Here is a 25,533-nt window from a genome sequence, read left to right as displayed (position 1 = left end):
GTTTCTGGGGGACGCATGCTGCAGAATATCAGGGACAATTCACAAGGCTGGATTGCCAAGACCATTATCGGAGTCATCGTTGCACTGATGGCTCTGACCGGTTTCGACGCCATTTTCCAGGCCACGACTCACAAGAATGAGGCGGCCAAGGTCAACGGTGAAGAAATCAGCCAGAACGAGCTGAGCCAGGCGGTGGATATGCAACGCCGTCAGCTGATGCAACAACTGGGCAAGGACTTCGACGCTTCCTTGCTGGACGAAAAAATGCTGCGCGAATCGGCCCTCAAGGGTCTGATCGATCGCAAGCTGCTGCTGCAAGGCGCAGAACAATCGAAATTCGCTTTCTCCGAAGCGGCCCTGGATCAAGTGATCCTGCAGACGCCTGAATTTCAGGTCGACGGCAAGTTCAGCTCCGACCGTTTCGATCAGGTGATCCGTCAACTGGGCTACAGCCGCATGCAGTTCCGCCAGATGCTGGCTCAGGAAATGCTGATCGGCCAACTGCGCGCTGGTGTGGCGGGCAGCGGTTTCGTGACCGACGCTCAGGTGCTGGCCTTCGCCCGTCTGGAAAAACAGACCCGCGATTTCGCCACGCTGAACATCAAGGCTGACCCTTCGGCCGTGAAGCTGACCGATGACGAGGTCAAGGCTTACTACGACGAGCATGCCAAGGAATTCATGACCCCGGATCAAGTGGTCATCGATTACCTGGAGCTGAAGAAGGCTTCGTTCTTCGATCAGGTCGCCGTCAAGGACGAAGACCTGCAGGCGGCGTATCAGAAAGAGATCGCCAACCTGTCGGAACAGCGTCGTGCGGCGCACATTCTGATCGAAGTCAACGACAAGACCACCGAAGCTCAGGCCAAGGCGAAGATCGAAGAAGTCCAGGCGCGTCTGGCCAAGGGCGAGAAATTCGAAGCGCTGGCCAAGGAGTTCTCGCAGGATCCGGGTTCGGCCAACAACGGCGGTGATCTGGGTTATGCCGGTCCTGGCGTTTACGATCCAGCCTTCGAGAAAGCCCTGTATTCGCTGAACAAGGATCAGGTGTCCGAGCCGGTTCGCACCGACTTCGGTTTCCATCTGATCAAGCTGCTGGGTGTCGAGGCGCCTGAAGTGCCGACGCTGGCCAGCCTGAAAGACAAGCTGACCCGCGAGCTGAAAACCCAGCAAGTCGAGCAGCGTTTCGTCGAGGCGACCAAGCAACTGGAAGACTCTTCGTTCGAAGCATCCGACCTGGCCCAGCCAGCGCAGGACCTGAAACTGACCGTGTACACCTCCAAGCCGTTTGGCCGTGAAGGTGGCGAAGGCGTTGCAGCCAACCGTGCCGTTGTGACTGCTGCGTTCAGCACCGAAGTGCTGGAAGAGGGTGCCAACAGCACCGCCATCGAGCTGGATCCGGAAACCGTGATCGTGCTGCGCGCCAAGGAGCACCTGAAGCCTGCTCAATTGCCGCTGGAAAGCGTGGCCACCGCCATTCGCGCCCAGTTGACCAAAGAGCACGCCAGCGCGGCTGCCAAGACCAAGGCGGAGCAACTGATCGCCAGTCTGCGTGATGGCAAGACCCCGCTGGACAAGGCGGTGGACGGTCAGAGCTGGAAAGTTACCGAAGCAGCAAACCGCGCTCAGGAAGGCGTTGATCCGGCGGTGCTGCAAGCGTTGTTCCGCATGCCGAAACCGGCCGCGAAGGACAAGCCGACCTTCACCAGCGTAACGCTGGCGGACGGCAGCCTGACCATCGTGCGCCTGAACGGCGTGAACGAAGCAGCGGCTCCGACCGATGAAGAGAAAGCGCAATACCGTCGCTTCCTCGCATCGCGTGTGGGCCAGCAAGACTTCGCGGCGTACCGCAAACAGCTGGAAGCCGAAGCCGACATCAAGCGTTTCTGATGCCTGGCTGAGCCGCAAGACCCGAGCCCCGGATGCAAATCCGGGGCTTTTTTATGCACGCTATCCGGCGTTCGGGAAACCATGGCTCCGGGCATTGGTGGTCGCATACAGAGTCAGCAGCAACAGACCCGCGACAATCCACGGGTAACTCCCGACGCCCAGGTTGTTCAGCAGCAGACCGCCCGCAAGCCCGCCGCCGGCAATGCCGACATTCCATAGAGTCACCAGCATCGATTGCGCGGTATCGGCAGCCTCCTTGGCAGTTTTCGCCAGGGCTGTCTGCAACAGCGAGGGCATCGCGCCGAACGCCAGACCCCAGACGGCGGTGGCGGTGTAGACCACGCCCGGCGATTCGCGCCACAGGCCCAGTGCGATCGCTGACAGCAGGAACAGCATTGCACTGACCAGCGCCAACTGACGCAGCCAGCGATCAATCAGACTGCCGACGATCCACAGGCTCAGTACTGACGCCAGGCCGAATACCAGCAACACTCGGTCGATTTCTCCGCCAAGTCCCGATGGCTCCAGAAATGGCGCGATGTAGGTGTACAGCAGGTTGTGCGCGACGACGTAGGACAAGGTTACAAACAACACGGATCGCACGCCCGGCAGGGTAAACACCTGGCGCAGTGGCAGGCGTTTGCCGGCGCGTTCACCGGCGAAGTCCGGTACTTGCCAACGCACCCAGATCACCAGCAGCACGGTCAGCCCGGTCATGATCGCGAAGCTCAGGCGCCAGCCGACCGCCGTGCCCAGCAGCGTCCCGGCCGGAATGCCCAGCGACAGCGCAAGGGGTGCCCCGAGCATGGCCACCGTAATGGCCCGGCCTTGCAAGTGGGGTGCGACCATCCGGCTTGCGTAGCCGGCCAGCAACGCCCACAGCAGCCCCGCGAATACGCCCGCGATCAAGCGTGCAATCAGGGTCAGCCAGTACAGCTCCGACAGCGCAGTGATGCTGTTGGCAATGGCGAACCCACCAATGGCCGACAGCAGCAGCGGGCGTCGACGCCAACCCCGGGTGGCAATGGTGAGTGGAATGGCCGCCAGCATCGAACCAATGGCGTACAGCGTGACCAGTTGCCCGATCAGGGCCTGAGAGACATCAAGCCCCGCGCTCATCTGTGGCAACAGGCCGGCGGGCATCGCCTCGGTCAGCACGGTGATAAATCCGGCGGTGGCCAGTGCGAGCAATGCACCCAGCGGTAATCGTTCTGCGGGCTCGACGGTGCCGGCGAGCGTGGGGGAAGTGAGTGGCGCATCGTTCATGGGCGGGTTTCCATTTTGCCAAAGGAGACGAAGGCCATAGGGTAGGGCGCTGCACATTCGGGAAAAACAGGTTAGGGTTCCGAACATCTCGGACAAGAATGTCGTGAATCAGGGAGGGATAAATGGACAGCCTGGGCAGTATTTCGGTGTTCGTGCAGGTGGCGGAAACCCGCAGTTTTACCGAGGCCGGTCGCTTGCAGGGCGTGTCTTCGTCGGCGGTCGGCAAAAGCATCGCCCGCCTGGAGGCACGGCTCAATGTGCGGTTGTTTTACCGCACCACTCGCAGCATCACGCTGACCAGCGAAGGCGCGCTGTTTCTTGAACGTTGCCGCAAGATCCTCGCGGAGGTCGAAGCGGCTGAATTTGAAATGTGCGATGCCGCAGCGGCGCCTCACGGCAAGTTGCGGGTCAGCCTGCCGCAGGTGCATGACCTGGTGATGCCGGTCATGAACGAGTTCATGGCGCTGTATCCGCAGATCGAGCTGGATCTGGACCTGACCGATCGCATGGTGGATGTGGTGGACGAAGGTTTCGATGCGGTGATCCGAACGGGTAAACCGCGAGACTCGCGACTGATGGCACGACCGTTGGGCGAGTTTCATATGGTGTTGGTGGCCAGTCCCGCGTATCTGCGCGAGTGCGGCGAACCTCAGACCCCGGCCGAACTGACGCAGCACGCCTGCCTGCGCCATACGTTTCACGCCACGGGCAAACTGGAGTCCTGGCCGCTCAAACGCGAGGAGGGCGCGCCCGAGCCGACCCTGCCGACACGTCTGGTCAGTACCTCGATCGAAGCCGTGCGGCATGCGGCGCTGGCGGGCATGGGCATCGCCTGTCTGCCGGACTTCATGATCCATGAATCTCAGCAACAGGGTCGCCTGCAGCGCGTACTGGAGGAGCATCTGCAGCACGTCGGGCAGTTCTGGGTTTTGTGGCCGTCGAGCCGGCACGCAACTGCCAAATTGCGGGTGTTCATCGATCATTTATCGGCGCGACTTTTTCCTGTCGCTCATGACCGGTAGAGTTGTAACTGTTTTAAGACACTAATCCATACGCCGCGGGGCAGCGATCTGTTGCACAATACGCCCCGGACCGTTTTCCCTCAGGATGTTTAATGTTGAATTCTATTCCCGTGCGTTTCATCGGGTTGGCGTTGTTGCTGACCGCCGCTGCCGGCTGCTCCAAGGACAAGCCCATCTACGAGCATGAGAATTTCGACGACTCCGGCACCTTTTCGCGCAATTACCCGGTGACCGACACCGCCAGTTGCGAAGCGGCCCGCCGAGCGTTGCTCAGCCAGGGCTATATCATTACCAGCAACGACCCGAAACTGGTCAGCGGGCACAAGAGCTTCCAGCAGACCGGCGAAACCCACCTTGAGATCAGCTTCAACGTGGTGTGCGCCGATGATGGCAGCGCCGGCCATCACGCCACCGTGTTCGCCAACGCCCTGCAGGACCGCTACGCGCTGAAGAAGACCAACAACTCGGCCAGCCTCGGTGTCGGCGTGCTGGGCTCGGTGTCGATGCCGATCGGCTCGTCTGACGATTCGATGGTCAAGGTGGCCAGCGAAACGGTGTCGTCGCAGAAGTTCTACGAGCGTTTCTTCACCCTGGTTGAGCTGTTCCTGCCGGCCGATGCGAAGAAAGCTGCGCACATCACCGAAAAACCCAAGACTGACCTGGGTGTGCCGGAAGCCAAAGCGGCACCGGCTCCGCTGGCTCCAGCCCCTGCGGCTGAACCGACCACGGCCCCAGCGCCGGCCGCTGAGCCCGCTGCGGCACCAGCGCCTGCAGAAGCGGCCCCGGCCAGCTCCGAACCTGTAGCACCGCCGGCCGAAGCTGCACCGATCACCCCGGCGCCGGTTGCGGAGCCTGCGCCTGCGACGGAAACCATCACGCCGCCGGCCAACCCGACGGACATGCCGCCGCCCTCCGAGCCGATTCCGGCCATGCCTGCCTCCGGGCAGTAAACTTAACGCCACGCCTCCGACCTCTGTCGGACGCGTGGCGTTTTGTTATCTCCCTTGAGCTTCTTCCTGCCAGCCGTGTCGAAAAATTTCCCGCGATAAATTCCTGACCGCCTGCTACGTTTATTTCATGAAGGACGCGTTTCATTTTTCCTTCACACGGGCACTTTATGCTCGAGGCACTGGTCATTTGTTCCAGGCCATTTCAAGCAAGCAGTAGGGGGATTACGCAATGGATGACTATCAAGAAGAACTGCTCGAATTCCAGGCTTACGAACTGGATTCACCAGAGCCTGCGGAAGACGCCACCGAGCTGTGAGGCGTCAGCCTGTCTTGCGGTGACTGCGGCGAAATTCGCCCGGTGTCTGGCCGTTCCAGCGCTTGAAGGCGCGCTGGAAAGCTTCGGCCGAGGCAAAACCCAGCAGGTAGGCAATTTCACCGAATGCCAGTTCGGTGTCGCGGATGTAGGTCATCGCCAGATCACGGCGGGTGTCATTGAGGATCGCGCGAAACTGCGTGCCTTCCTCGGCCAGCTTTCGCCGTAACGTCCAGGTCGGCAGCTTCAGGCGTGCCGCCACTTCTTCCAGGTCCGGTTCCCGGCCGCCATTGAGCAATGGCCCGAGCAATTGCGTGATGCGTTCACGCAGGCTGCGGGTGCGGGTCAATTGCTCCAGTTCCCGTTCGCACAGACCGAGCAAATGTTTCCAGGTGCTGGGGCAATGCTCCGGGTTGCGTTGGGCCAGGCTGATGAGGCTCAGACGCAGTTGATTGTGTTCGGCGCCGAACTGGATCGGGCAATCGCCCAGCACCGCATAAGCGTCGCGATAATCCGGGCTGTCGAACTCGATCTCGATCCGCCCGGCGCGCAAGGGCTCGGGGCTGACGCTGGACAACTGCTGCAGCCAGCCGGCGATGATCGAATCCACCACAAAGCGGTTGTAGGCGTTGTACGGGCTGATCGAGTAGAAGCGCAGCCACGCACCGCTGGCGTCTTCGTGGAAACTCGACTGGCCGCGATAGTTGGAGCCGTACAAGGGTTCGAAGCGAGTCAGGCAGCGAGCGGCTTCGCGCACGGTTGGCGCCTGCGCGGCGGTCACACCGGCCAGCCCGGCCTGACTCAGGCGACTGAGCCGGCCCATGCGCAAACCCAGTGCCGGATCGCCGGTAAGCTGGATCGCGCCATGCCCCAGGCGCATGTAGCGCGGGATCGACAGGCGCGCCCCGGCTTCGGCCAGTCGTGCGGCATCCAGGCCGTACTGCTCGAGCAATGGCAGCGGATCGACGTCATGGCTGCGCACGGCATCGGCCAGGCTGTGGACGAAGCCCACCGACAGATCCCCGAGACGCATGGGCTGCGGTTTCATGGGTTACAACCAGAGGTTCAGCAGGCGCGCGCCACGGGCTTCGCTGTCAGCGAATTGCTGGCCGTTGCTGCTGAGGAAACTTTGCCCGGAACTCGGTTTGTCCCAGAACTGCCCGCGCAGGAACACACTCATGCCGGCCAGCGCCTTGCTGGCCGACGGTTGCGCGGTCAGGGTCAATTGGTGCCAGGCCTGGCCCTCGCTGACGGCTCCCGGTTTCAGGCTGACCGAGTCCGGCACGCTCAAGCCTTTGTAACCCTTCCACGGTTGATCCCACACGCCATGACCTGTGATCAGCGCCGGGACCGCAATCAGTTGCGCGCCTTGCTCGTCCAGTTTGCGGTAGTTGTCCGGATACCAGCTGTCTCTGCCGATGAGCACGCCGAGGCGCCCGGCCGGGGTATCGACCACATTGATCCGGGAAGCCTCGCCGGAGCTGTCGTCCTGATCGAAGATCGGGCGCATCTGCCGTTGTGGCTGGCCGAGCGGGGCACCGTCGCGGCCAAACACTACGGTGCTGTTGTACAGCTCACCACTGCCGGTCTTGAGCCGGCCATCGATGATGTTCGGTTCAGGCAATACGATCGAGCCGGCCACCAGGGTGATGTGGAATTCCTTGGCCAGGCCACCGAACAGCGCCTGATAGTTCTTGGCCATGTCCCGGGATTTCATCCGCAGGTGCGCGTCATCCAGACGGCTGCTGCCCTTGGCGGCGAGCCAGGCGCGAGCAAATTGCACCGGATTGCTCGCGGCCAGCCAGTTCATCGCTTCGGCGAGGGTGGCGGCCTGGTACAGCTCGTCTTTCTCGCCGCTGATCATCAGCCAGGTGCCGACATGCTCGGGCAGGATGACCACGGTTTTATCATTCAACAGCCCCTGATCCTGCGCCTGCTGCAAATAGGCGGCGAGCTTGCGGTGCAGGCGTTCGGGGCTTTGGTAGTCGGTGGGGAACAGCTCGGGCTGGATGCCCAGCAGGTTGCCGCGATCGGCGGGCGTGCCCTGATCGACCGCCAGTTTGATCCGCAGGTCCGACAGGTAATGACCGGCCGGGCGGTCAGCCGCCCACATGGCGTAGAAGGTGAGCGCGGCGATGAGCGCCATGGAAAAAGTCAGGTACAGAAGTTTGCGCATGAAATCCAACAACAACCGGGTACAGGGTGTGCGGACAGGGTAGGGCGCCAGCCCCGGCTTGCCAAGGGGCGCTGCGCATTTGGATCAATAACTTGTCAGTTACGGTCATTGAGTGACAGCGATGCGACTCCTAATCTGTCGAACATGACTGACGGGGGACGCAGAGCTCCCGCATTTTCCGTGATCGCTCGCTGTGGAGTTAACGATGACCGCCACTCAATACCCGCACCTGTTGGCCCCGCTGGACCTGGGATTCACCACGTTGCGCAACCGCACCCTGATGGGCTCGATGCACACCGGCCTTGAAGAGAAGCCGGGTGGTTTCGAACGCATGGCGGCGTATTTTGCCGAGCGTGCCCGTGGCGGTGTCGGCCTGATGGTCACCGGCGGTATCGGCCCGAACGACGAGGGCGGTGTGTACTCCGGCGCAGCCAAGCTGACCACCGAGGAAGAAGCGCTCAAGCACCGCATCGTCACTCGCGCTGTGCATGATGCGGGCGGCAAGATCTGCATGCAGATCCTCCACGCCGGCCGTTATGCCTACAGCCCGAAACAGGTCGCGCCGAGCGCCATCCAGGCGCCGATCAACCCGTTCAAGCCCAAAGAGCTGGACGAGGAAGGCATCGAGAAGCAGATCAGCGATTTCGTCACCTGCTCGGTACTGGCCCAGACCGCCGAGTACGACGGCGTGGAAATCATGGGCTCGGAAGGTTATTTCATTAACCAGTTCCTCGCCGCCCACACCAACCACCGCACCGACCGTTGGGGCGGCAGCTACGAAAACCGCATGCGCCTGCCGGTGGAAATCGTACGCCGCGTACGTGAAGCGGTCGGCCCGAACTTCATCATCATCTTCCGTCTGTCGATGCTCGATCTGGTGGAAGGCGGCAGCACCTGGGAAGAAATCGTCACCCTGGCCAAAGCCATCGAGCAGGCCGGCGCGACCCTCATCAACACCGGTATCGGCTGGCACGAAGCGCGGATCCCGACCATCGCCACCAAAGTGCCGCGTGCGGCGTTCAGCAAGGTCACCGCCAAGCTGCGTGGCTCGGTGAGTATTCCGCTGATCACCACCAACCGTATCAACACCCCGGAAGTCGCCGAGCAGATCCTCGCCGAAGGCGATGCCGACATGGTCTCGATGGCGCGGCCGTTCCTCGCCGATCCGGACTTCGTCAACAAGGCAGCTGAAGGCCGCGCCGACGAAATTAACACCTGCATTGGTTGCAACCAGGCCTGCCTCGATCACACCTTCGGCGGCAAGCTCACCAGTTGCCTGGTCAACCCGCGTGCCTGCCACGAGACCGAACTCAACTACCTGCCGGTCAAGCAGATCAAGAAGATCGCCGTGGTCGGTGCCGGTCCTGCCGGTCTGTCCGCTGCCACCGTGGCCGCCGAGCGCGGGCATCAGGTGACCTTGTTTGATTCGGCCAGCGAAATCGGTGGCCAGTTCAACGTCGCGAAACGTGTGCCGGGCAAGGAAGAGTTCTACGAAACCCTGCGCTACTTCAAACGCAAACTGCAGACCACCAACGTCGAGGTGTGCCTGAACACCCGCGTCGACGTGGCGAAACTGGTCGAGGGCGGTTACGACGAAGTCATCCTGGCGACCGGCATTGCGCCGCGTCTGCCGGCGATTCCGGGTGTCGAGAACGCCAAGGTGCTGAGCTACCTGGATGTGTTGCTTGAGCGCAAACCGGTCGGCAAGCGTGTGGCGGTGATCGGTGCCGGCGGTATCGGTTTTGACGTCTCGGAATTCCTCGTCCATGAAGGCGTGGCCACCAGTCAGGATCGCGCCGCGTTCTGGAAAGAGTGGGGCATCGACACGAATCTGGAAGCCCGTGGTGGCGTGGCCGGGATCAAGGCTGCACCGCACGCACCGGCGCGCGACGTGTTCCTGCTGCAACGCAAGAAATCCAAGGTCGGCGACGGTCTGGGCAAGACCACCGGCTGGATTCACCGCACCGGTCTCAAGAACAAGCAGGTGCAGATGCTCAACAGCGTCGAATACCTGAAGATCGACGACGAAGGCCTGCACATCCGCATCGGCGAAACCGGCGAGCCGCAAGTGCTGCCGGTGGACAACATCGTCATCTGCGCCGGCCAGGATCCGCTGCGCGAGCTGCACGACGGTCTGGTCGAAGCCGGGCAGAACGTGCACCTGATCGGCGGCGCCGATGTGGCGGCCGAACTGGATGCCAAACGTGCGATCAATCAGGGTTCGCGTCTGGCCGCCGAGCTCTGATCCACCCTAGAATGCCGGCTCTTTGCACAGAGCCGGCCTTCATGTTTCTGCCTCCCACCGACTGGCTACCTCAAGCCCCCCTCGAAGCGCTTCATCTGGACTGGCTCACCGCCGCCGGCGTTGAAGTCGCGATCCTGCGTCTCGACCGGATCGATCCGCTGATCAGCGGCAACAAGTGGTTCAAACTCGTCGAACATCTCAAAGCTGCCGACCGTGCGGGCGCCGAAGGCATCATCAGCCTGGGCGGTGCGCACTCCAATCATCTGCATGCGCTGGCGGCTGCGGGCAAACGCCTGGGATTCGCAACGGTCGGGCTGTTGCGCGGGCATCAGCAGGACACGCCGACGGTGAGGGATCTGCGGGATTTCGGCATGCAGCTGCACTGGCTCGGTTACGGCGGCTATAGGGCGCGGCACGAGCCGGGGTTCTGGCAGCCGTGGCTGGCGCAGTATCCGACGCTGCATCCGGTGCCTGAAGGGGGCGGCGGGTTGCCGGGCGCGCAGGGCTGCGCGGCACTGAAGGATCAGGTCAGTCAACAACTCGGTAAGCTCGGCTGGGACGACTACCACGGTTGGTGGCTGGCCTGCGGCACGGGCACCACGCTCGCGGGATTGGTGTTGGCCGAGTCCGGACAACATGCGGTGTACGGCGCAATGGCCGTGCCCGACGATCACGGCGTCGCGGCCAATCTCGAGGCAATTGTGGGCAAGGCTGGAGGCTACGAACTGATCGACGCCAGTCGTGGCGGTTTCGCCAAGGTCGATCCGGCGTTGCTTGAATTCATCGCGCAAACCGAACAGGCCAGCGGCATTCCCCTCGAACCGCTGTACACCGGCAAAGCCTTGCTGGCGCTCAAACAACAGATCGAGGCGGGTCGCTTTGCCCGCGGTTCACGCTTGATCTTCGTCCACACCGGCGGCTTGCAGGGTCGGCGTGGATTCGACGGTTAACCCTGGCTGCGCTTGGGCATCATCCGCAGCAGCGTGTTATCGCGCACCACGTAATGGTGATAGATCCCCGCCAGCGCATGCAGGCCGATCAGCCAGTAGCCGATGGTGCTGATCAGCACATGCCAGTGCTCGACGTCTTTGGCGAACACCTTGTCTTCACTCACCAGCAACGGCAGGTCGAAACCGTAGAACATCACCTGATGACCTTCGGCGCTGGTGATCAGCCAGCCGAGAATCGGCATGCTGATCATGAACAGGTACAAGGCCCAGTGCATCAGGCGTGCGAGGGTAATTTGCCACTGTGGCGAAGCCGGGAAGATTTTCGGCGCCGGGCCCAGGCTGCGGGCGAACAGGCGAAACCAGACCAGCACGAACACGGTCAGCCCGAGCATGTAATGCACTTCGCGGATCAGCGTGCGGCCACCGCTGCCCTTGGGAAACAGCCCGCGCAATTCCATGCTGGCGTACACCAGCACCAACAGCACCAGCATCAGCCAGTGCAACAGGATCGACACGGTGCTGTAACGGGATTCGGAATTTGTCCACGGCATACGGCGTTCCTCACGGTTCAGGGCTCAAGCGTGCCGTTCTGCGACGGCATGCCTTAACTGTAATCACCTTTGGCGCGTTTGCCCGAGGCTAAAAAAGCTTTCACTGAGCTGAGTCAGCGATTTGACTGAAAACGCCCATGAAAAAACGCCAGTGTCGGGCAGACACTGGCGTTTTTGTTTGCGGCAGACGGCGCTATCAGCTGCTTTGCGGCATCTCGCCGTTGGCCAGGCGCTTGTTGATGTCGGCAATCACTTCCGGCAGATCGGTGATGGTGTCGATCATGTAGTGCGGGCGCGAACCTTCGAACAGCGCGTGAATGCGCTTGCGCTCACTGGCCAAGGCGTCGCTGCCCAGTGCGCGATAGCCTTCGTAATCCAGGCCCAGCGCGTTGCCGGAGCAGATCAGCGCCACGGTCCACATGCCGGCGCGACGGCCTTCGAGAATCCCCGGCACGGTGTCGTCGATCTTCACGCAGGCGGCGACATCGTCGATGCCCAGCGCAATCACGTTGGCCAGCGCCTGGGCTGGCCATGGGCGGCCGTTCGGCACTTCGTCGGTGGCGACGACGTGGTCGGCGACGTAGCCGTTGGTGACGGCGAGTGCCACAACCTTGTCCATCACCTGCTTCGGATAACCCGAGCAGGAACCGATCTTGATCCCTTGCTGACGCAGGTTGGCGATGGTCTCCAGCGCGCCGGGAATCAGCGCCGAATGCTCGGCGATTTTCTCGATCTGCAGCGGCATGAAGCGGTTGTAGATCGCGGTCACGTCATCGTCGGTCGGGGTGCGGCCGAACGCCTTGCGATAGCGCTCGGCAACCTGCGGCTGATCGCACAGGGTGCGGATGTGATCCCACTTGCCCATGCCCATCGGGCCACGGGCCTCTTCGATGGAAACCTGGACGTCGAACTCGGCGAAGGCTTCGACGAAGATCTGGGTCGGTGCGAAAGAACCGAAATCGACCACGGTGCCGGCCCAGTCGAGGATGGCGGCTTGCAGCTGGGTTGGGTTGTCGTAGTTCATGGAGAAATCCTGCAGGAATGAGTTGTTTTGGCGTTCGGTGTACCTGTGGGAGCGGGCTTGCCCGCGATGGCGGTCTGACATTCACCATGGATGTCGACTGCCAGGGCCTCATCGCGGGCAAGCCCGCTCCCACAGGGGATTTGAGGTGTGGTTTAAATCTCTAACACTTCCATCTCGCGCAGCACTTCACCCACCGCCGCGACGGCTTCGCGCATCTGCGCCGGGGTGACGTGGCCGATGCAGCCGACGCGGAAGGTTTCGACCTGGGTCAGCTTGCCGGGGTAGAGGATGTAACCCTTGGCCTTGACCCGTTCGTAGAAGTCCTTGAACTGGTAGCGCGGATCTTTCGGTGCGTGGAAGGTCGCGATGATCGGCGCCTGAATCGCAGCAGGCAGGAAGCTGCGCAAGCGGAGTTTGCCCATCTCTTCCATCAGTGCCTGGCAGTTGGCGGCGTAACGCGCATGCCGCGCCGGCAGACCACCTTCTTCGTTGTATTGCAGCAGCGCTTCATGCAGCGCCGCCACCACGTGGGTCGGCGGGGTAAAGCGCCACTGACCGGTTTTCTTCATATAGCTGTGCTGGTCGAACAGGTCCATCGCCAGCGAATGCGAATTGCCGGCGGCTGCAGCCAGAGATTCCTTGCGGGCAAACACGAAGCCCATGCCCGGCACGCCTTCCAGGCATTTACCCGATGCGGCGATCAGCGCATCGAACGGGACTTTTTGCGCATCCACCGGCAACGCGCCGAACGAGCTCATGGCATCGATGATCAGGCGTTTGCCGTGTTGCTCGACAACCTGGGCGATCTCCGGCAAAGGATTGAGAATGCCGGTGCTGGTTTCGCAATGGATCAGCGCGACGTGGGTAATGTCGCTGTCGGCGCGCAGCAGGCGGTCGACGTCAGCGGCGGTGGTCGGTTCGTCTTCAGCGGTTTCAAAGGTGCTGAACGAGCGGCCGAGCACTTCGCAGATTTTCGCCAGACGCTTGCCATAGGCGCCGTTGATCAGCACCAGCACCTTGCCGTCGCGGGGGACGAGGGTGCCGATCGCGGCTTCGACAGCGAAGGTGCCGCTGCCCTGCAAAGGTACGCAGTGATGGCTGTCGGCGCCGTTGAGGATCGCCAGCAGTTGTTCGCACAGGCTGGCGGTCAGTTGGTTGAAGCGGTCATCCCATGAACCCCAGTCGACCATCATCGCCTGGCGGGTGCGGGCCGAGGTGGTCAACGGGCCGGGAGTGAGCAGGATGGGTGCGGCAGTACTCATTCGTGTGTCCTCGCGATAGCGCTGTGGGATGAAGCTACGGGGCCTACGTTGCAATTCGGCGGATCATCAATCAAATTGTTTGTTGTTATGCCAGCCATCAGTGAGGGTTATTCATGAACCTGTTCCAGCTCCGCGCCTTCGACGCCGTGGCCCGGGAAGGCAGCTTCACCCGTGCCGCCGCACGCTTGTTCATCAGCCAGCCGGCGGTCACCGGGCACATCAAGGCGCTGGAGGAGCATTACCAGATCACGCTGTTGCGACGGACGGCGCGCCGGGTCGAGCTGACAGAAGAGGGCATCAAACTGGCGGCGATCACCCGGGCGATGTTCGGTATGGCCGAAGAGGCGCAGGCGCTGCTTGAGGCTAATCGGCAATTGCTGACCGGACGCCTTGAGGTGGCGGCGGACGGTCCGCACATGGTCATGCCGATGCTTGCCAGCCTGCGGGCGTGTTATCCGGGGATTACGGTGAATCTGCGGTTGGGCAATGCTCAGGAAACGTTGGCGGCGTTGTTGTCCGAGCATGCCGATGTGGCGGTGCTGACCGAGGTCGAGCCACGCAAGGGCCTGCATCTGCAAGCGCTGAGTGAATCGCGGATTTGCGCGCTGGTGCCGGCCGCGCATCCGTGGGCGACGCGTTCCGGCGAGGTCAGGCTCAAGGAGCTGGATCAGGTGATCATGGTGTTGCGCGAGCCGAGTTCGATTACCCGGCGCACGTTTGATCAGGCCTGTGCGCAGGCGTCGGTCAACCCACGGGTGTTGCTGGAACTGGACAGTCGCGAGGCGGTGACGGAAGCGGTGGCGGCTGAGTTGGGGGTTGGGGTGGTGTCATCGGTGGAGGTCAGTCATGACCCCCGTGTCGTCGCAATTCCCATCGCGGGAGAAGGGCTGGTGAACCGGCACATGATTGGCTGCGTGGAGCGGCGGCGAGAGTTGCGGTTGATTCAGGCGTTTTTCGGGTTGGCGCCGGTCTGAACAAGACTTTCGCGAACCATCTCGAGAAATGTCGCCACTACCCGCCGCGAACTCTGCTCGCGCAGGCACACCAGTGTCTCCGTCAATCGGCGGGTGCAATCGGTGATCGGCAGCGCGCAAACCCGTGAGTCCGCACCAAACTCCGCCGCCGACACCACACCCACGCCAATCCCCACCACCACTGCCTCCCGCGCCGCTTCCCGGCCTTCGACCTGAATCGCCGGGCGGATGCGGAAACCGGCGCGGGCCATTTCTTCTTCCAGGGTCTGGCGGGTGACCGAGCCGTGTTCGCGCAGCACCAGCGGCGTGTCGTCCAGATCCTCCAGGCAGATCGATTCACGCTCGGCCCATGGATGATGGCGCGAGACGAACGCCACCATCGGATCGTTGCGCAGCGGCACGCACAGCAGGCGTTCATCGCTGACATCGCGCCCGAGCAACGCCAGATCAGCCTGATAGTTGAACAGTCGAAACAGCGATTCATCGGTGTTACCGGTCTCGATCTTCACGCTGATCCCCGGATAGCGCTCACAAAACCGGGCAATCTGCGGCAGCACATGCACCGGTGCATCCACCGCCAGAATCAGGCTGCCGGTCTGCAAGGCCTGGGATTCCTGCAGCAACTCCTGGGCTTCGGCTTCGACCACGAACAAGCGCTGGGTGATCGCCAGCAAGCGTTCCCCCAGATCCGTCAGGCGCACCGAGCGCTTGTTGCGATGGAACAGCAACACACCGAAGCGTTCTTCCAGCTTGCGCACCTGGTCGGAAATCGCCGGTTGCGTCAGATAAAGCCGCTCGGCGGCCTTGGTGAAGCTTCCGTGCACGGCCACGGCGTGAAAGGCTTTGAGCTGGGCGTGGGAAACCGACATGGCTGATTCCTCGTTTACAGGCGAACTTCAGTAACAAGCTGAGCTTATGTGTGAAATACGATAAATCGATTTTATTTATTAAACAGTAATTGCTTTGATCGGCTCACGCCAACGCTGACTGCCCGGTCGGGCAGCGACGCTGGCCATGAGCCTGTGCGTGCAACACCAGGACTCATCTGACCGGTATCGCCGAAGGGACGGGGTGATATCGCAGTGCTCAACAATAAAAAACACAGGCGTTTACTCATCGATTCTGCCGGCACACTCACACCCTGAGGTCAGAACCACAATGAACAAGCACATCGGCACCATTGCGCGTTGGCGCATGCAGATCTTCGCTGTCACCTGGCTCGCTTACGCCGCGTTCTATTTCACCCGCAAAGCCTTTTCGGTGGCCAAACTGGGCATCGCCGAAGACCCAAGCTTCACCCTCGACAAAATGGCCATGGCCAACCTCGACGCGATTTACCTGGCGGCCTACGCCATCGGCCAGTTCACCTGGGGCATGCTCGCCGACCGCTTCGGCCCGCGGGTTGTGGTGCTCGGTGGTTTGCTGATTTCCGCCGCGGCGGCGCTGGTGATGGGCAGCTTCGCAACCTTGCCGATCTTCGCCACCTGCATGCTGATTCAGGGGCTGGCGCAGTCCACCGGCTGGTCGGGGCTGTGCAAGAACCTCGGCAGTTTCTTCCCCTCCGAACAACGCGGGCGAGTGCTCGGGTTGTGGAGTTCCTGCTATGCATTCGGCGGTCTGGTGGCGTCGCCGTTCGCCGGCTGGTGGGCGTACACGCTGATCGGTTCGTGGCACGCGGCGTTCATTTCCAGCGCGGCGGTGGTCGCGGTGGTGGCGGTTTTGTTCTTCATCTTTCAGCGTGACAAACCAGAAGACGTTGGCCTGCCCGCCGTGGAGCCGGAGCCGGTCATCAGCGCCGAAGAGGCCGAAGCCAACAGCAAACTCAGCGTCTGGGAGCCACTCAAGGAAATCCTGCGCAACCGCACGGTGCTGGTGCTGGGGCTGGCGTATTTCCTGTTGAAACCGGCGCGTTACGCGATTTTGCTGTGGGGGCCGGTGATCGTGTTCGGACAGATGCCTTCGGTCGGCAAGGTCGGCGCGGCGATCATTCCCACCGCGTTTGAACTGGCCGGACTGCTGGGGCCGATCATGATTGGCCTGGCCTCGGACAAACTGTTCGGTGCCCGACGCATGCCGGCCTGCGTGTTGAGTCTGCTGGCGCTGACCGTGACCCTTGCGCTGTTCATGGGCGCCTTGCACACCGGCAGCGTGATGCTGGTGGTCGCACTGTTGTTCGTCATGGGCCTGACCCTGTACGGCCCGGACTCGATGATCAGCGGCGCGGCTGCGATCGATTTCGGCAAGGCCAAGGCTGGCGCCACGGCGGCGGGATTCGTCAACGGCTGCGGCTCGGTCGGTGCAGTGCTCGGAGGTTTGCTGCCGGGCTACTTCGACTCAGTGACGGTGTTCATCGTGTTCGCCGGTTGTGCGCTGTTCTCGGCGCTGGTGCTGATTCCGCACTGGAACAGCCGCCCGGTCGGCGTCATGGAGCCACGTGCCTACGTGCCCAATCGTGCCCTGACCATCAAACCCCTGCGTAACTGAATAAACCCTGCCTCGCGGCCTGCTGCGGCATTCGCGGCAGGCTGTGCCGTGGCCGACTGACTGGAGAACTTTCATGAGACCGTTTTGGCTGGAGCAGGCTTTGCAGCTCGACACGTCCGAACCTTGCCCGCCGCTGCAAGGCGATGTGCGCACCGACGTGTGCATCGTCGGCGGCGGTTACACCGGGTTGTGGACGGCGATCATGCTCAAGCAGCAGAACCCCGAACTCGATGTGTTGCTGATCGAAGCCGACATCTGCGGCGCCGGCGCCAGTGGGCGCAACGGCGGCTGCGCGCTGTCGTGGTCGGCAAAGTATTTCACCCTCGAGCGGTTGTTCGGCGTCGAAGAGGCGGTGCGGCTGGTCAAGGAATCGGAGCGCAGCATCCACGCCATCGGCGAGTTCTGCGAGCAGTACGGCGTCGATGCCGATTACCGACTCGATGGTACGCTTTACACCGCCACCAACCGCGCGCAATGCGGCTCCACCGATGCGGTGATTGCGGCGCTCGAGCGCAACGGCATCAACTCGTTTACCCAGCGGCCGGTCGCCGATGTACAGCGCATGGCCGGTTCGGAAAAACATCTGGAGGGCTGGTTCTCGCCGGCCGCCGCCAGCGTGCAGCCAGGCAAGCTGGTGCGCGGCTTGCGCCGGGTGGCGTTGCAGCTGGGCGTGCGAATTCATGAAGGCACGGCGATGACCGGGCTGGAGGAGGGCCGCCCGGCGCGCCTACACACGGCGAACGGTTGCGTGACCGCCGACCGCGTGGTGCTGGCGATGAACGCGTGGATGGCCCGCGCTTTTCCGCAGTTCGAACGCAGCGTGGCGATCGTTTCCAGCGACATGCTGATCACCGAGCCACGTCCGGATCTGTTGCAGGAAATCGGTTTGACCAGCGGCGTCACCGTGCTCGACTCGCGGATTTTCGTGCACTACTACCACAACACCCCGGACGGCCGGATCATGCTCGGCAAGGGCGGCAACACCTTCGCTTACGGCGGGCGGATGCTGCCGGTGTTCGACCAGCCATCGCCCTACACCGGATTGCTCAAGCGCAGTCTCGACGACTTCTTCCCGGCATTCGCTGATGTGAAAATCGACGCAACCTGGAACGGCCCCTCGGATCGCTCGGTCACCGGCCTGCCGTTCTTCGGCCAGATGAGTGCCAGCGGCAACGTCTTTTACGGTTTCGGTTATTCCGGCAGTGGCGTCGGGCCGTGCCACATGGGCGGGCAGATTCTCGCCTCGCTGGTGCAGGGCCTCGACAACCCGTGGACGCGCTCGCCGCTGGTCAATGGGCCGCTGGGTTACTTTCCGCCGGAGCCGATCCGCTACCTCGGCTCGCTGATGGTGCGCAACGCCATTCGCCGCAAGGAGCGCGCCGAGGATCACGGTCGGCGGCCCCGGCACCTCGATGTGCGTCTGGCGAAATTCGCAGCGGCGGCGGGCAAGGCCGACAAAGGTTGATCGTCAGCGCGGCGGGGCGGAGCGGTTGAGCAGCCAGTCGAGCAAGAGGTCGTCGTCGGGCTCGGTTTCTTTCGGCTGTGCCGGTCGGGGTCGGCAGACGTCGAGGCAGAGGATCGGCCGGTCGGGATCGCTGTCGAGAAAACTCACCCAGACCTCGCTGCCGGCGCAGGGCAGATCTTCCCGAGGCAGGCCGCCGCCGACGTGGGGCATGACCACTGGCAACCACAGTCCTTCGCTGGCGCTGGCATCAGGTTGGTCAGGCCATAACCGCACGGCGATCCGTCCCTGATCGTCCACCTGCGCCGGTTGCCCCGGCGCGCCAAGCACTTGCGCCGGCTGATACCCCGGAATGCCCGGGCACGGTTGTTTCGGCGGCGGGCGAAACGGGGTCGACCAGGGCAGCGCGGTGAAGTCGTTGTGATAGCGACGAACCGTCGGCACGGGATCGAGAATCGAAGGTTGCTGGCCCTGATGACGCAAATCGGTGATCAGCCACTGCTCGTTGAACGCGTTTACCGGGTGCTCCATGACTTGCAGCAGGCGCCCGCTGAGCAGTCGCGGACAATCGCTGCGGCCCTGAATCGAGCGCGACCGGCAGCGTTGGCGTTCCAGCAGGCGACGACTGCGCTGGGCCGCGTGGCGGTGCGCAGTCGGCAGAAATCCCGGTGGCGCGAAGGCACTGTCCAGTGTGTGATTGGCGGCCTCCTGGCCCGTAATCGAATGCCCTCGCTCACGCACGCCGGCAGGAATCTGAGGCAGCACCGCCTCATGGCGCTGGAACAGGCTGCTGAGGCCGGTTGCCGGCGCATCGATCTGCGTGTTGAAAGCAATCGCCGTCGGTTGCTGCGGCAGGCTCAGACTGTCATCGGCGAACACCACCACATGGCCGTCCGGCTGATGTTCGAAGTGATAGTGGATGCCTTCCTCTTCACAAAGCCGTTGCAAAAAGGCCAGATCGGTTTCCTCGTACTGAATGCAGAACGGGCGCGGCGGGTAGTGGCCGACGGTCATCTCGATCCGGTAGCTGTGGGCAGGCAGGTGATGTTCGCTGAGCAGTTGCTCAAGGATGGCCGGCACGTTCAGTTGCGTGAAGACCCGGCGTACGGGATGTTGCTCCAGCGCTTGCAGATGCGGCATCAGCACCAGTTGGTAGGCGATCCGGTGCGTCGCGCGGTGTTCGCAACTGGCGCTTTGGATGATGCCGTGAATCCCGTGGTCGTCATCCAGGTGCAGAAACGCCGCCTGATGCAGCAGCGTGCCGGGTGACCACGCGGGTGCCAGGCCCATGACTTCGATTTCAAACCGAAAGGGCTGATTCAGCGCTTCATGACCGCTGAAGCGCAGGACCGGCAGGCTTATCCCGCCTTCGGCCAGGGTCAGCGAAAACGGACTTTCCTTGTCATTGAGCATTCGGGCGGGCTCTGTTCAGGCAATACGGGCCACAGAGGGTACGAAAACACGACGTTGAATGGACGTGGCAAACCGGTTTTTCAGAATCGCCCTACAAGGCGCGTAGAAGATGTCGATGCGCATCGGAATTTTTGGTCGATTGCCGACTTTAGGCCGTATAAACTTGGCGCCATGCGTCGGCCAATAGATGTCTCGGCGCCACAGATCAAGAGAGTGAGTAATGGGCGCACAGTGGAAGGTTAAACACAAAGAAGCGGCAGCCAACGCCAAGGGCAAGATCTTCGGCAAACTGGTGAAGGAAATCACCATTGCTGCGCGTAACGGTGCCGATACCGCCACCAACGCACACCTGCGTCTGGTGGTCGAACAGGCCAAGAAAGCCTCGATGCCCAAGGAAACCCTGGACCGCGCCATCAAGAAGGGTGCTGGCCTGCTGGGCGAAACCGTTCAATACCATCGCGTGACCTACGAAGGTTTCGCACCGCATCAGGTGCCGCTGATCGTCGAGTGCGTGACCGACAACATCAACCGCACCGTGGCGGAAATCCGCGTGGCGTTCCGCAAGGGCCAACTGGGTGCTTCCGGTTCCGTTGCCTGGGACTTCAACCATGTCGGCATGATCGAAGCGTCGCCGGACACCCCGGACGCCGATCCTGAGATGGCCGCGATCGAAGCCGGCGCCCAGGATTTCGAGCCGGGCGAAGAGGGCGCGACCCTGTTCCTGACCGACCCGACTGATCTGGACTCGGTGCAGAAAGCCCTGCCGGAACAAGGCTTCACCGTGCTGTCGGCCAAACTGGGCTACCAGCCGAAGAACCCGGTCAGCGGCCTGAGCGACGAGCAGATGGCTGAAGTCGAGGCGTTCCTCGAAGGCCTGGACAACCATGACGACGTGCAGGACATGTTCGTCGGTCTGGCCGGCTGATTTTTCGAGTCAGTAACACCGCAATCGCGAGCAGGCTCGCTCCCACACTTGATCAGTGTTGTTCCCCTTTACAGGGGTGATACAAGTCGATCGTGGGAGCGAGCCCGCTCGCGATTGACCGCGCAGCGGTCATTACTGTTGCAGCACCTCAACGATCTCGCCAAACCCCGGCCGCGCCAGCACTTGCGGCTGACAGCAGCGCTGTTCCAGGGCTTCCAGCACCTGTCGCTGTTCATCGCTCAACCCCGAGTCGATGCGCGCCAGCAGTTCCCCCAGCAGAATCCCGAACGCCCGCACTTCGAGGCGTTGCAGTGCACGGGTTTCAGGCGTGTCCGCCGTGGCATGGAACGACGCCGCACCAAAATCCCCCAGCAGACAGTCGCCCTGATCGTTCAACAGAATGTTGTGTCCGTAGAGATCACCGTGGGTGATGCCGTGACGATGCAGATGCCCGGCGACCGACGCAATGCCCCGGGCGATGCGCAGGGCAACATCGGCACTGAAACGGCAATCCTCGGCATACACATCCCGTGAACAGGACGCCAGGCTCGGCAACCCGGCGAGGTTGCGGTAACTCGGATCGATCAACTGCATCACCAGGCCTTGCTGGTCATCGGGATGCTGGTCGATGCGGCCTTCGACGCGGATCAGGTTCGGGTGCAGCCCGGCGGTGATGCACGCGTTCATTTCATGCAGCGGCGAGCCGTCGCTGGTCATTTCACCCTTGTACAGCTTGACCGCCACTGGCGTGGCCTGCTGATCCGCAGGCTGCCACTGCGCCCGGTAAATGACCCCGGAAGCGCCTTCGCCCAGCCGTTGCTCCAGCTGCAGCGCCGACCAGTCTATCAGGGGCGCTTTGTCGAGGGCGGCGGCATCGGCTTCGGTTTCCAGCGGATTGCCGGCGTAGGCCAGCCAGGTCAGGCTTGGCAGGGTCAGCAGCCATTGCGGCAACTCGGTCAACTGATTGGCGGCGATGCGGATCAGCTCCAGCCGATGGCACTGACTCAGTGACGGCGGCAGGGTGCGCAGGCGATTGCCGGCAAGCATGAGTTTTTGCAGCAACGGGCGCTCGCCCAGTTCCGTGGGCAGGGTTTCGATGGCGTTGTCGGTCAAGATCAGCCAGCGCAACTGCGGCGGCAGCGCCGCGCCGGGTATCTGAGTGATGCGGTTGGCCTTGAAACCGATCATCGACAGCGTCTGGCACTGGCCCAGGCACGCCGGCAATTGGGTGAACCGATTGTCGGAGCAGAACAGCACGCGCAGGCGCGTCAGACGATGCAAGTCGTCCGGCAGGCTGCTCAGGGCATTGCCGCTGAGGTTGAGCACTTCCAGCGTGTCGGCCAGGTTGAAAATCTCCGGCGGAAATTCAGTCAGGCCTTCGGCCAGATCCAGCCGGGTGATGCCCGACAGTTCGCCAGCGCGCAGTTGTGCAAGGGTGTGCATGAAAAGGATCGCTTTCGAGAAGGCGCGGGGCGCCGGAAATGGGCCGCATGATAACGGCAAATCAGCCCTGTTCGTGCACTTCGCGCAATTGCCCGAGCCGGCTGCGGGTGCGGGCCAGATCGATGGCCTGGCCGCCGAGGCTTTCGTGTAAGGGGAGTTGGCCGAGCAGGGTCAGGTGTTTGTCCTGGTCGTAGAGTACGTCGATCAGGTTGATAAAGCGCTGCTGGGCGGCGATCGAACATTCGCCCAGCTCCGGCAGTTCGTCGATGATCCAGTGGTCGAAGCGTCGACACAGTTCCAGATAATCCATCACCGCCGTGGGCTGTTCGCAGAGGTCGTTGAAGGTGAAACCGATGCGCCGGTCTTCGCACAGCCGCGCCTGCAAATGCCGGCTGCCGACCGCCAGAGGCAACGGCGTGGCGTCGAGTGGCGGCAGGTTCAAGGCCTGGCGCTGCGCCGGGCTGGCCGGCCAGACGTAATGGCCCTGAGTGAACACCTGATGCGCGTGACGACGCGCCTGGCTGCGGTAATCGTGCGGGCCACCGACTTCAATGACCTGCATGCGCGCATTGATCAGGTCGATTACCGGTTTGAACCGCGCGTGGTACAGCGGGTTGGGCAGCAAACCTTCGGGCGGGTAGTTGGAGGTCACCAGCAACAGGATTCCGCGCTTGAACAGCGCCTTGAACAGACGGGTGATGAGCATCGCATCGCCGATGTCATGTACATGAAATTCGTCGAAACACAGCACCCGACAGTCCGTCAGCAACGTATCGAGAGTGACGGCGAGGGCGTCATCGCGGTCGCGGTGCTCGAACATGCCCTGATGCAACTGGGCAAAGAACCCGTGGAAGTGCAGGCGGCGTTTTTGCTCGATCGGCAACGCCTGGAAAAATCCGTCCAGCAACCAGCTCTTGCCGCGCCCGACCGCTCCGTGCAGATACAGGCTGGGCGGGGTTTGCGCAGGGGTGCCGAACAACAGACCGGCCTGATGAGCCATGCAGTCGATGACCCGCTGCTGGCTGTGGCTGAGGGTGTAGCCCTGGCCGTGGGCCTTTTGCCGGAAATAGTCACGCACCGATTGCGCGCTGGCGGCGCACTGGCCCGCGTTTGTGACGGAGCGTTTGCCGAAGAAATGGCGCAAGGCTGACCAGCGCTGGGTCAGACGCGAACGTTCGGGCGGTCGGGCGGGCACTGCATTCACTCCGTCATCATCGGGCCGGCTCCCCGCGAGCGCGGCGGGGTAGTTTAACCAGACGGATAGTTTTGCTTCCACTGCGCCTTGTCGTTTTTCCGCAGAGCAATCTGCGGCGTGTACAGGATTTTTCAACACTTTAAATCGACGTGTTGCCAACCTTTCGAAACAAATCCCGGCGGGTAACTGGATCCAATCGACTGGCGCAATCGGCGTGCGTTGCTAACCTGAAACACTGTAACGACAGAGACGCTGTCGCCATCAAGGAACGGGCGGTGAATGCAGGGATGGTCTGGGCATTGCTGGGCGGGCTCGCGATACCGGTCCACGCCGCCGACCTTCAGGTCGAGGTGCGGGTCGATGTGCAGCGCGGTTGCCAGTTGATCGGCCAGCAACGCGAGGCCGGTATCGAGCAACTGGGCGTGCTCGATTTCGGCACCACGGCGCGGCTCGGCGACCGGGACGGGCCACTCGGTGCGGCGCTGACCAATTCGCGCCTGCCGCGTCTGGAATGCAATCCGGACACCCCGTACCAGTTGCGCGTCGATGGCGGCCTGCACGGTGGCGTTGGCGAGGTGCGTTATATGGCGGGGGAGGCCGGCAGCAAGCCGATTCCTTATCGCCTGTATCAGGACGCCGCACGGCGGGTGCCGCTGGTGGTAGACGTGCCGGTCAGCGGCCGGGTGCCGGATAGCGGCACGGTGGACTTGCCGTTATACGGGCGGATCGAGCGGATGGCGGAGGTGCCACGGGTCAGCCGGTATTCGGATCTGGTGAAGGTGACGGTCACCTGGTGATCGGGGAGTTTTTTCAGCCATCCGGTTGAGCCGGGTGGCGCAGGGAAGGGCGTTCAATGACGAGCGCAGTGGTCGAGTGATCCTGAAGGAGTAGGGGCTCAATGATGGGCAGACACGGGCGGGTAATCGCCGCAGCCACATTGCTGTTGTTCACCGAGACCGCGGCAGCGGCAGTCAGTGGGCAGATCCTTGCGCGGCTGACGCTGATTGCCGGCTGCGAAGTGACCAACGCAACCAGCCCCGCCAGCCCGGTGGATGGGCTGGGCTCTCTCGATTTCGGCCAGCAGGGCCCGACCTGGAACGCACCGATCAAGGCCAGTCTCAGCGAAGCGGACAGCGGCCAGCTGAATGTCGCCTGCAATCCTTCGGTCACCGGGTTCACCGTGACCATCGACGGCGGTAGCCATGGCGACGGCACCACACGCCGCCTGAGCAACGGGCGCCAGACGCTCCCCTATCAGCTATTCCTCGATGCCTCGGGCAGCCAGAGCTACAGCATCGGTCAACAACACAATTTCGCTGTCACCAGCGGCGCACAGATACCCATCCCGGTATTTGGCTCGGTGGTGGCGAACACCCGTGCGGTACCGGCCGGTGTCTATACCGACACCCTGACGGTGACGCTCGACTGGTAACCCCGTAGAGGACGGACACCATGCGTACGATTGCATCAAGGATAGGTTTGTCGTTGCTCGGCCTGACGCTCGCTTCCAGCGTCAATGCCGCCACCACGGTCACCGGCCAGATCACCTCCAGCCTGATCCTGATCAGCAGTTGCCAGGTCAACGGTTCCGGCGGTTCTACCGGGCTGAACTTCGGTGCGTTGAACTTCGGCACCGCCAACAGCCTGTTCACCACGGCCACCGGGCAGGTGCTGGGCGGCGGGGGCGGGGCGTTGTCGATCCTGTGCTCGGCCGGCACCACGCCGACGGTCAAGGTCCGCGCCGGCGCCCATGACGGGCTCTCGCCGGGTGGTACCCGCGCGTTGTACGACGGGGTTGCCAACTATGTGCCGTACGATCTGTACACCGACGCCGGGCACTCGCAATTGCTGGCCATCGACGGGGTGATCAACCTCGCCGCCAGTACCGGTGTGGCGCAGACCGTGAACATCTACGGTCAGGCGGTGGGCAAGGCCGGGCTGCCGGCGGGCACCTACACCGACACGATTTCCGTTGAACTGACGTTCTAGTG

The 25,533-nt window shown here is 62.5% G+C and carries 22 protein-coding genes; 12 read left to right on the top strand and 10 right to left on the bottom strand.

Annotated features, from left to right (window positions below):
* Positions 1 to 15: 15 nt before the first annotated feature.
* Positions 16 to 1,887: a SurA N-terminal domain-containing protein gene (locus tag C1X29_RS05810; protein WP_102717046.1), complete on the top strand. Its 1,872-nt coding sequence runs from the start codon at positions 16 to 18 to the stop codon at positions 1,885 to 1,887.
* A gap of 60 nt (positions 1,888 to 1,947) precedes the next feature.
* Here C1X29_RS05810 and C1X29_RS05805 read toward each other — a convergent pair whose 3' ends face one another.
* A complete protein-coding gene (locus C1X29_RS05805) occupies positions 1,948 to 3,153 on the bottom strand; it encodes an MFS transporter (RefSeq protein WP_102687136.1) in 1,206 nt (401 codons plus the stop codon).
* 122 nt (positions 3,154 to 3,275) lie between these two features.
* On the opposite strand from C1X29_RS05805, the gene C1X29_RS05800 reads away from it, so the two are divergent.
* On the top strand, positions 3,276 to 4,175 hold the full coding sequence (locus C1X29_RS05800) for a LysR family transcriptional regulator (protein WP_102717045.1): 900 nt from the start codon (positions 3,276 to 3,278) through the stop codon (positions 4,173 to 4,175).
* Between the two features lie 92 nt (positions 4,176 to 4,267).
* Positions 4,268 to 5,125, top strand: a complete 858-nt coding sequence (locus C1X29_RS05795; RefSeq protein ID WP_102717044.1) for a DUF2242 domain-containing protein — start codon at positions 4,268 to 4,270, stop codon at positions 5,123 to 5,125.
* A 320-nt stretch (positions 5,126 to 5,445) separates the two neighbouring features.
* Here C1X29_RS05795 and C1X29_RS05790 read toward each other — a convergent pair whose 3' ends face one another.
* Both C1X29_RS05790 and C1X29_RS05785 read right to left on the bottom strand, forming a co-directional pair.
* On the bottom strand, positions 5,446 to 6,486 hold the full coding sequence (locus C1X29_RS05790; protein ID WP_102717043.1) for an AraC family transcriptional regulator: 1,041 nt from the start codon (positions 6,484 to 6,486) through the stop codon (positions 5,446 to 5,448).
* A gap of 3 nt (positions 6,487 to 6,489) precedes the next feature.
* Positions 6,490 to 7,614, bottom strand: coding sequence for a nitrilase-related carbon-nitrogen hydrolase (locus C1X29_RS05785; protein WP_102687140.1), 1,125 nt, complete (start codon positions 7,612 to 7,614; stop codon positions 6,490 to 6,492).
* A gap of 205 nt (positions 7,615 to 7,819) precedes the next feature.
* On the opposite strand from C1X29_RS05785, the gene C1X29_RS05780 reads away from it, so the two are divergent.
* Positions 7,820 to 9,859 (top strand): NADPH-dependent 2,4-dienoyl-CoA reductase, encoded by a 2,040-nt coding sequence (locus C1X29_RS05780; RefSeq protein ID WP_085745920.1) that lies wholly within the window; start codon positions 7,820 to 7,822, stop codon positions 9,857 to 9,859.
* Between the two features lie 41 nt (positions 9,860 to 9,900).
* The gene (locus C1X29_RS05775) at positions 9,901 to 10,809 is read left to right on the top strand and encodes a 1-aminocyclopropane-1-carboxylate deaminase/D-cysteine desulfhydrase (protein WP_085745921.1); all 909 of its coding nucleotides are present in this window, start codon (positions 9,901 to 9,903) and stop codon (positions 10,807 to 10,809) included.
* Here C1X29_RS05775 and C1X29_RS05770 read toward each other — a convergent pair.
* From C1X29_RS05770 to C1X29_RS05755, 3 genes are all read right to left on the bottom strand, one after another.
* Positions 10,806 to 11,360, bottom strand: coding sequence for a cytochrome b (locus tag C1X29_RS05770; RefSeq protein ID WP_102717042.1), 555 nt, complete (start codon positions 11,358 to 11,360; stop codon positions 10,806 to 10,808). The genes C1X29_RS05775 and C1X29_RS05770 overlap by 4 nt on opposite strands.
* A gap of 196 nt (positions 11,361 to 11,556) precedes the next feature.
* Positions 11,557 to 12,384: a phosphonoacetaldehyde hydrolase gene (gene phnX, locus C1X29_RS05765; RefSeq protein ID WP_102717041.1), complete on the bottom strand. Its 828-nt coding sequence runs from the start codon at positions 12,382 to 12,384 to the stop codon at positions 11,557 to 11,559.
* Positions 12,385 to 12,536: 152 nt separating this feature from the next.
* Positions 12,537 to 13,646 carry a 2-aminoethylphosphonate--pyruvate transaminase gene (locus C1X29_RS05755; RefSeq protein ID WP_102717040.1) on the bottom strand — a complete coding sequence of 370 codons (1,110 nt, stop codon included), beginning with the start codon at positions 13,644 to 13,646 and terminating at the stop codon, positions 12,537 to 12,539.
* 113 nt (positions 13,647 to 13,759) lie between these two features.
* Here C1X29_RS05755 and C1X29_RS05750 point away from each other — a divergent pair, with 113 nt between their 5' ends.
* Positions 13,760 to 14,620, top strand: coding sequence for a LysR substrate-binding domain-containing protein (locus C1X29_RS05750; RefSeq protein WP_102717039.1), 861 nt, complete (start codon positions 13,760 to 13,762; stop codon positions 14,618 to 14,620).
* Here C1X29_RS05750 and C1X29_RS05745 read toward each other — a convergent pair.
* Positions 14,590 to 15,489: a LysR family transcriptional regulator gene (locus tag C1X29_RS05745; RefSeq protein ID WP_007951543.1), complete on the bottom strand. Its 900-nt coding sequence runs from the start codon at positions 15,487 to 15,489 to the stop codon at positions 14,590 to 14,592. The genes C1X29_RS05750 and C1X29_RS05745 overlap by 31 nt on opposite strands.
* A gap of 289 nt (positions 15,490 to 15,778) precedes the next feature.
* On the opposite strand from C1X29_RS05745, the gene C1X29_RS05740 reads away from it, so the two are divergent.
* Positions 15,779 to 17,104, top strand: coding sequence for an MFS transporter (locus C1X29_RS05740; protein WP_102717038.1), 1,326 nt, complete (start codon positions 15,779 to 15,781; stop codon positions 17,102 to 17,104).
* Between the two features lie 73 nt (positions 17,105 to 17,177).
* On the top strand, positions 17,178 to 18,569 hold the full coding sequence (locus C1X29_RS05735) for an FAD-dependent oxidoreductase (RefSeq protein WP_102717037.1): 1,392 nt from the start codon (positions 17,178 to 17,180) through the stop codon (positions 18,567 to 18,569).
* A gap of 3 nt (positions 18,570 to 18,572) precedes the next feature.
* Here the strand turns inward: C1X29_RS05735 and C1X29_RS05730 are convergent, their stop codons facing one another.
* Complete coding sequence (locus C1X29_RS05730; RefSeq protein ID WP_102717036.1) at positions 18,573 to 19,979, bottom strand: type VI secretion system Vgr family protein; 1,407 nt, start codon at positions 19,977 to 19,979, stop codon at positions 18,573 to 18,575.
* 220 nt (positions 19,980 to 20,199) lie between these two features.
* On the opposite strand from C1X29_RS05730, the gene C1X29_RS05725 reads away from it, so the two are divergent.
* Positions 20,200 to 20,904, top strand: a complete 705-nt coding sequence (locus C1X29_RS05725; protein WP_007951538.1) for a YebC/PmpR family DNA-binding transcriptional regulator — start codon at positions 20,200 to 20,202, stop codon at positions 20,902 to 20,904.
* Positions 20,905 to 21,036: 132 nt separating this feature from the next.
* Here C1X29_RS05725 and C1X29_RS05720 read toward each other — a convergent pair whose 3' ends face one another.
* Entirely contained in the window at positions 21,037 to 22,347 is a 1,311-nt protein-coding gene (locus tag C1X29_RS05720) for a leucine-rich repeat-containing protein kinase family protein (RefSeq protein ID WP_102717035.1), read from the bottom strand.
* Positions 22,348 to 22,408: 61 nt separating this feature from the next.
* On the bottom strand, positions 22,409 to 23,542 hold the full coding sequence (gene zapE, locus C1X29_RS05715; RefSeq protein ID WP_102717034.1) for a cell division protein ZapE: 1,134 nt from the start codon (positions 23,540 to 23,542) through the stop codon (positions 22,409 to 22,411).
* A 287-nt stretch (positions 23,543 to 23,829) separates the two neighbouring features.
* On the opposite strand from zapE, the gene C1X29_RS05710 reads away from it, so the two are divergent.
* The 3 genes from C1X29_RS05710 (at position 23,830) to C1X29_RS05700 (ending at position 25,531) form a co-directional block, all read left to right on the top strand.
* The gene (locus C1X29_RS05710; RefSeq protein ID WP_102687148.1) at positions 23,830 to 24,339 is read left to right on the top strand and encodes a spore coat U domain-containing protein; all 510 of its coding nucleotides are present in this window, start codon (positions 23,830 to 23,832) and stop codon (positions 24,337 to 24,339) included.
* 101 nt (positions 24,340 to 24,440) lie between these two features.
* The gene (locus C1X29_RS05705; protein WP_102717033.1) at positions 24,441 to 24,974 is read left to right on the top strand and encodes a spore coat U domain-containing protein; all 534 of its coding nucleotides are present in this window, start codon (positions 24,441 to 24,443) and stop codon (positions 24,972 to 24,974) included.
* A gap of 20 nt (positions 24,975 to 24,994) precedes the next feature.
* Entirely contained in the window at positions 24,995 to 25,531 is a 537-nt protein-coding gene (locus C1X29_RS05700; protein ID WP_007951533.1) for a spore coat protein U domain-containing protein, read from the top strand.
* The last annotated feature ends 2 nt before the right edge of the window (positions 25,532 to 25,533 follow it).

The organism is Pseudomonas sp. GW456-12-10-14-LB2 (assembly GCF_002884345.1).
Lineage (GTDB): Bacteria > Pseudomonadota > Gammaproteobacteria > Pseudomonadales > Pseudomonadaceae > Aquipseudomonas > Aquipseudomonas paraglycinae.
Note: the sequence above shows the minus strand (reverse complement) of the source record. Positions and strands in the feature narration are given on the sequence as shown.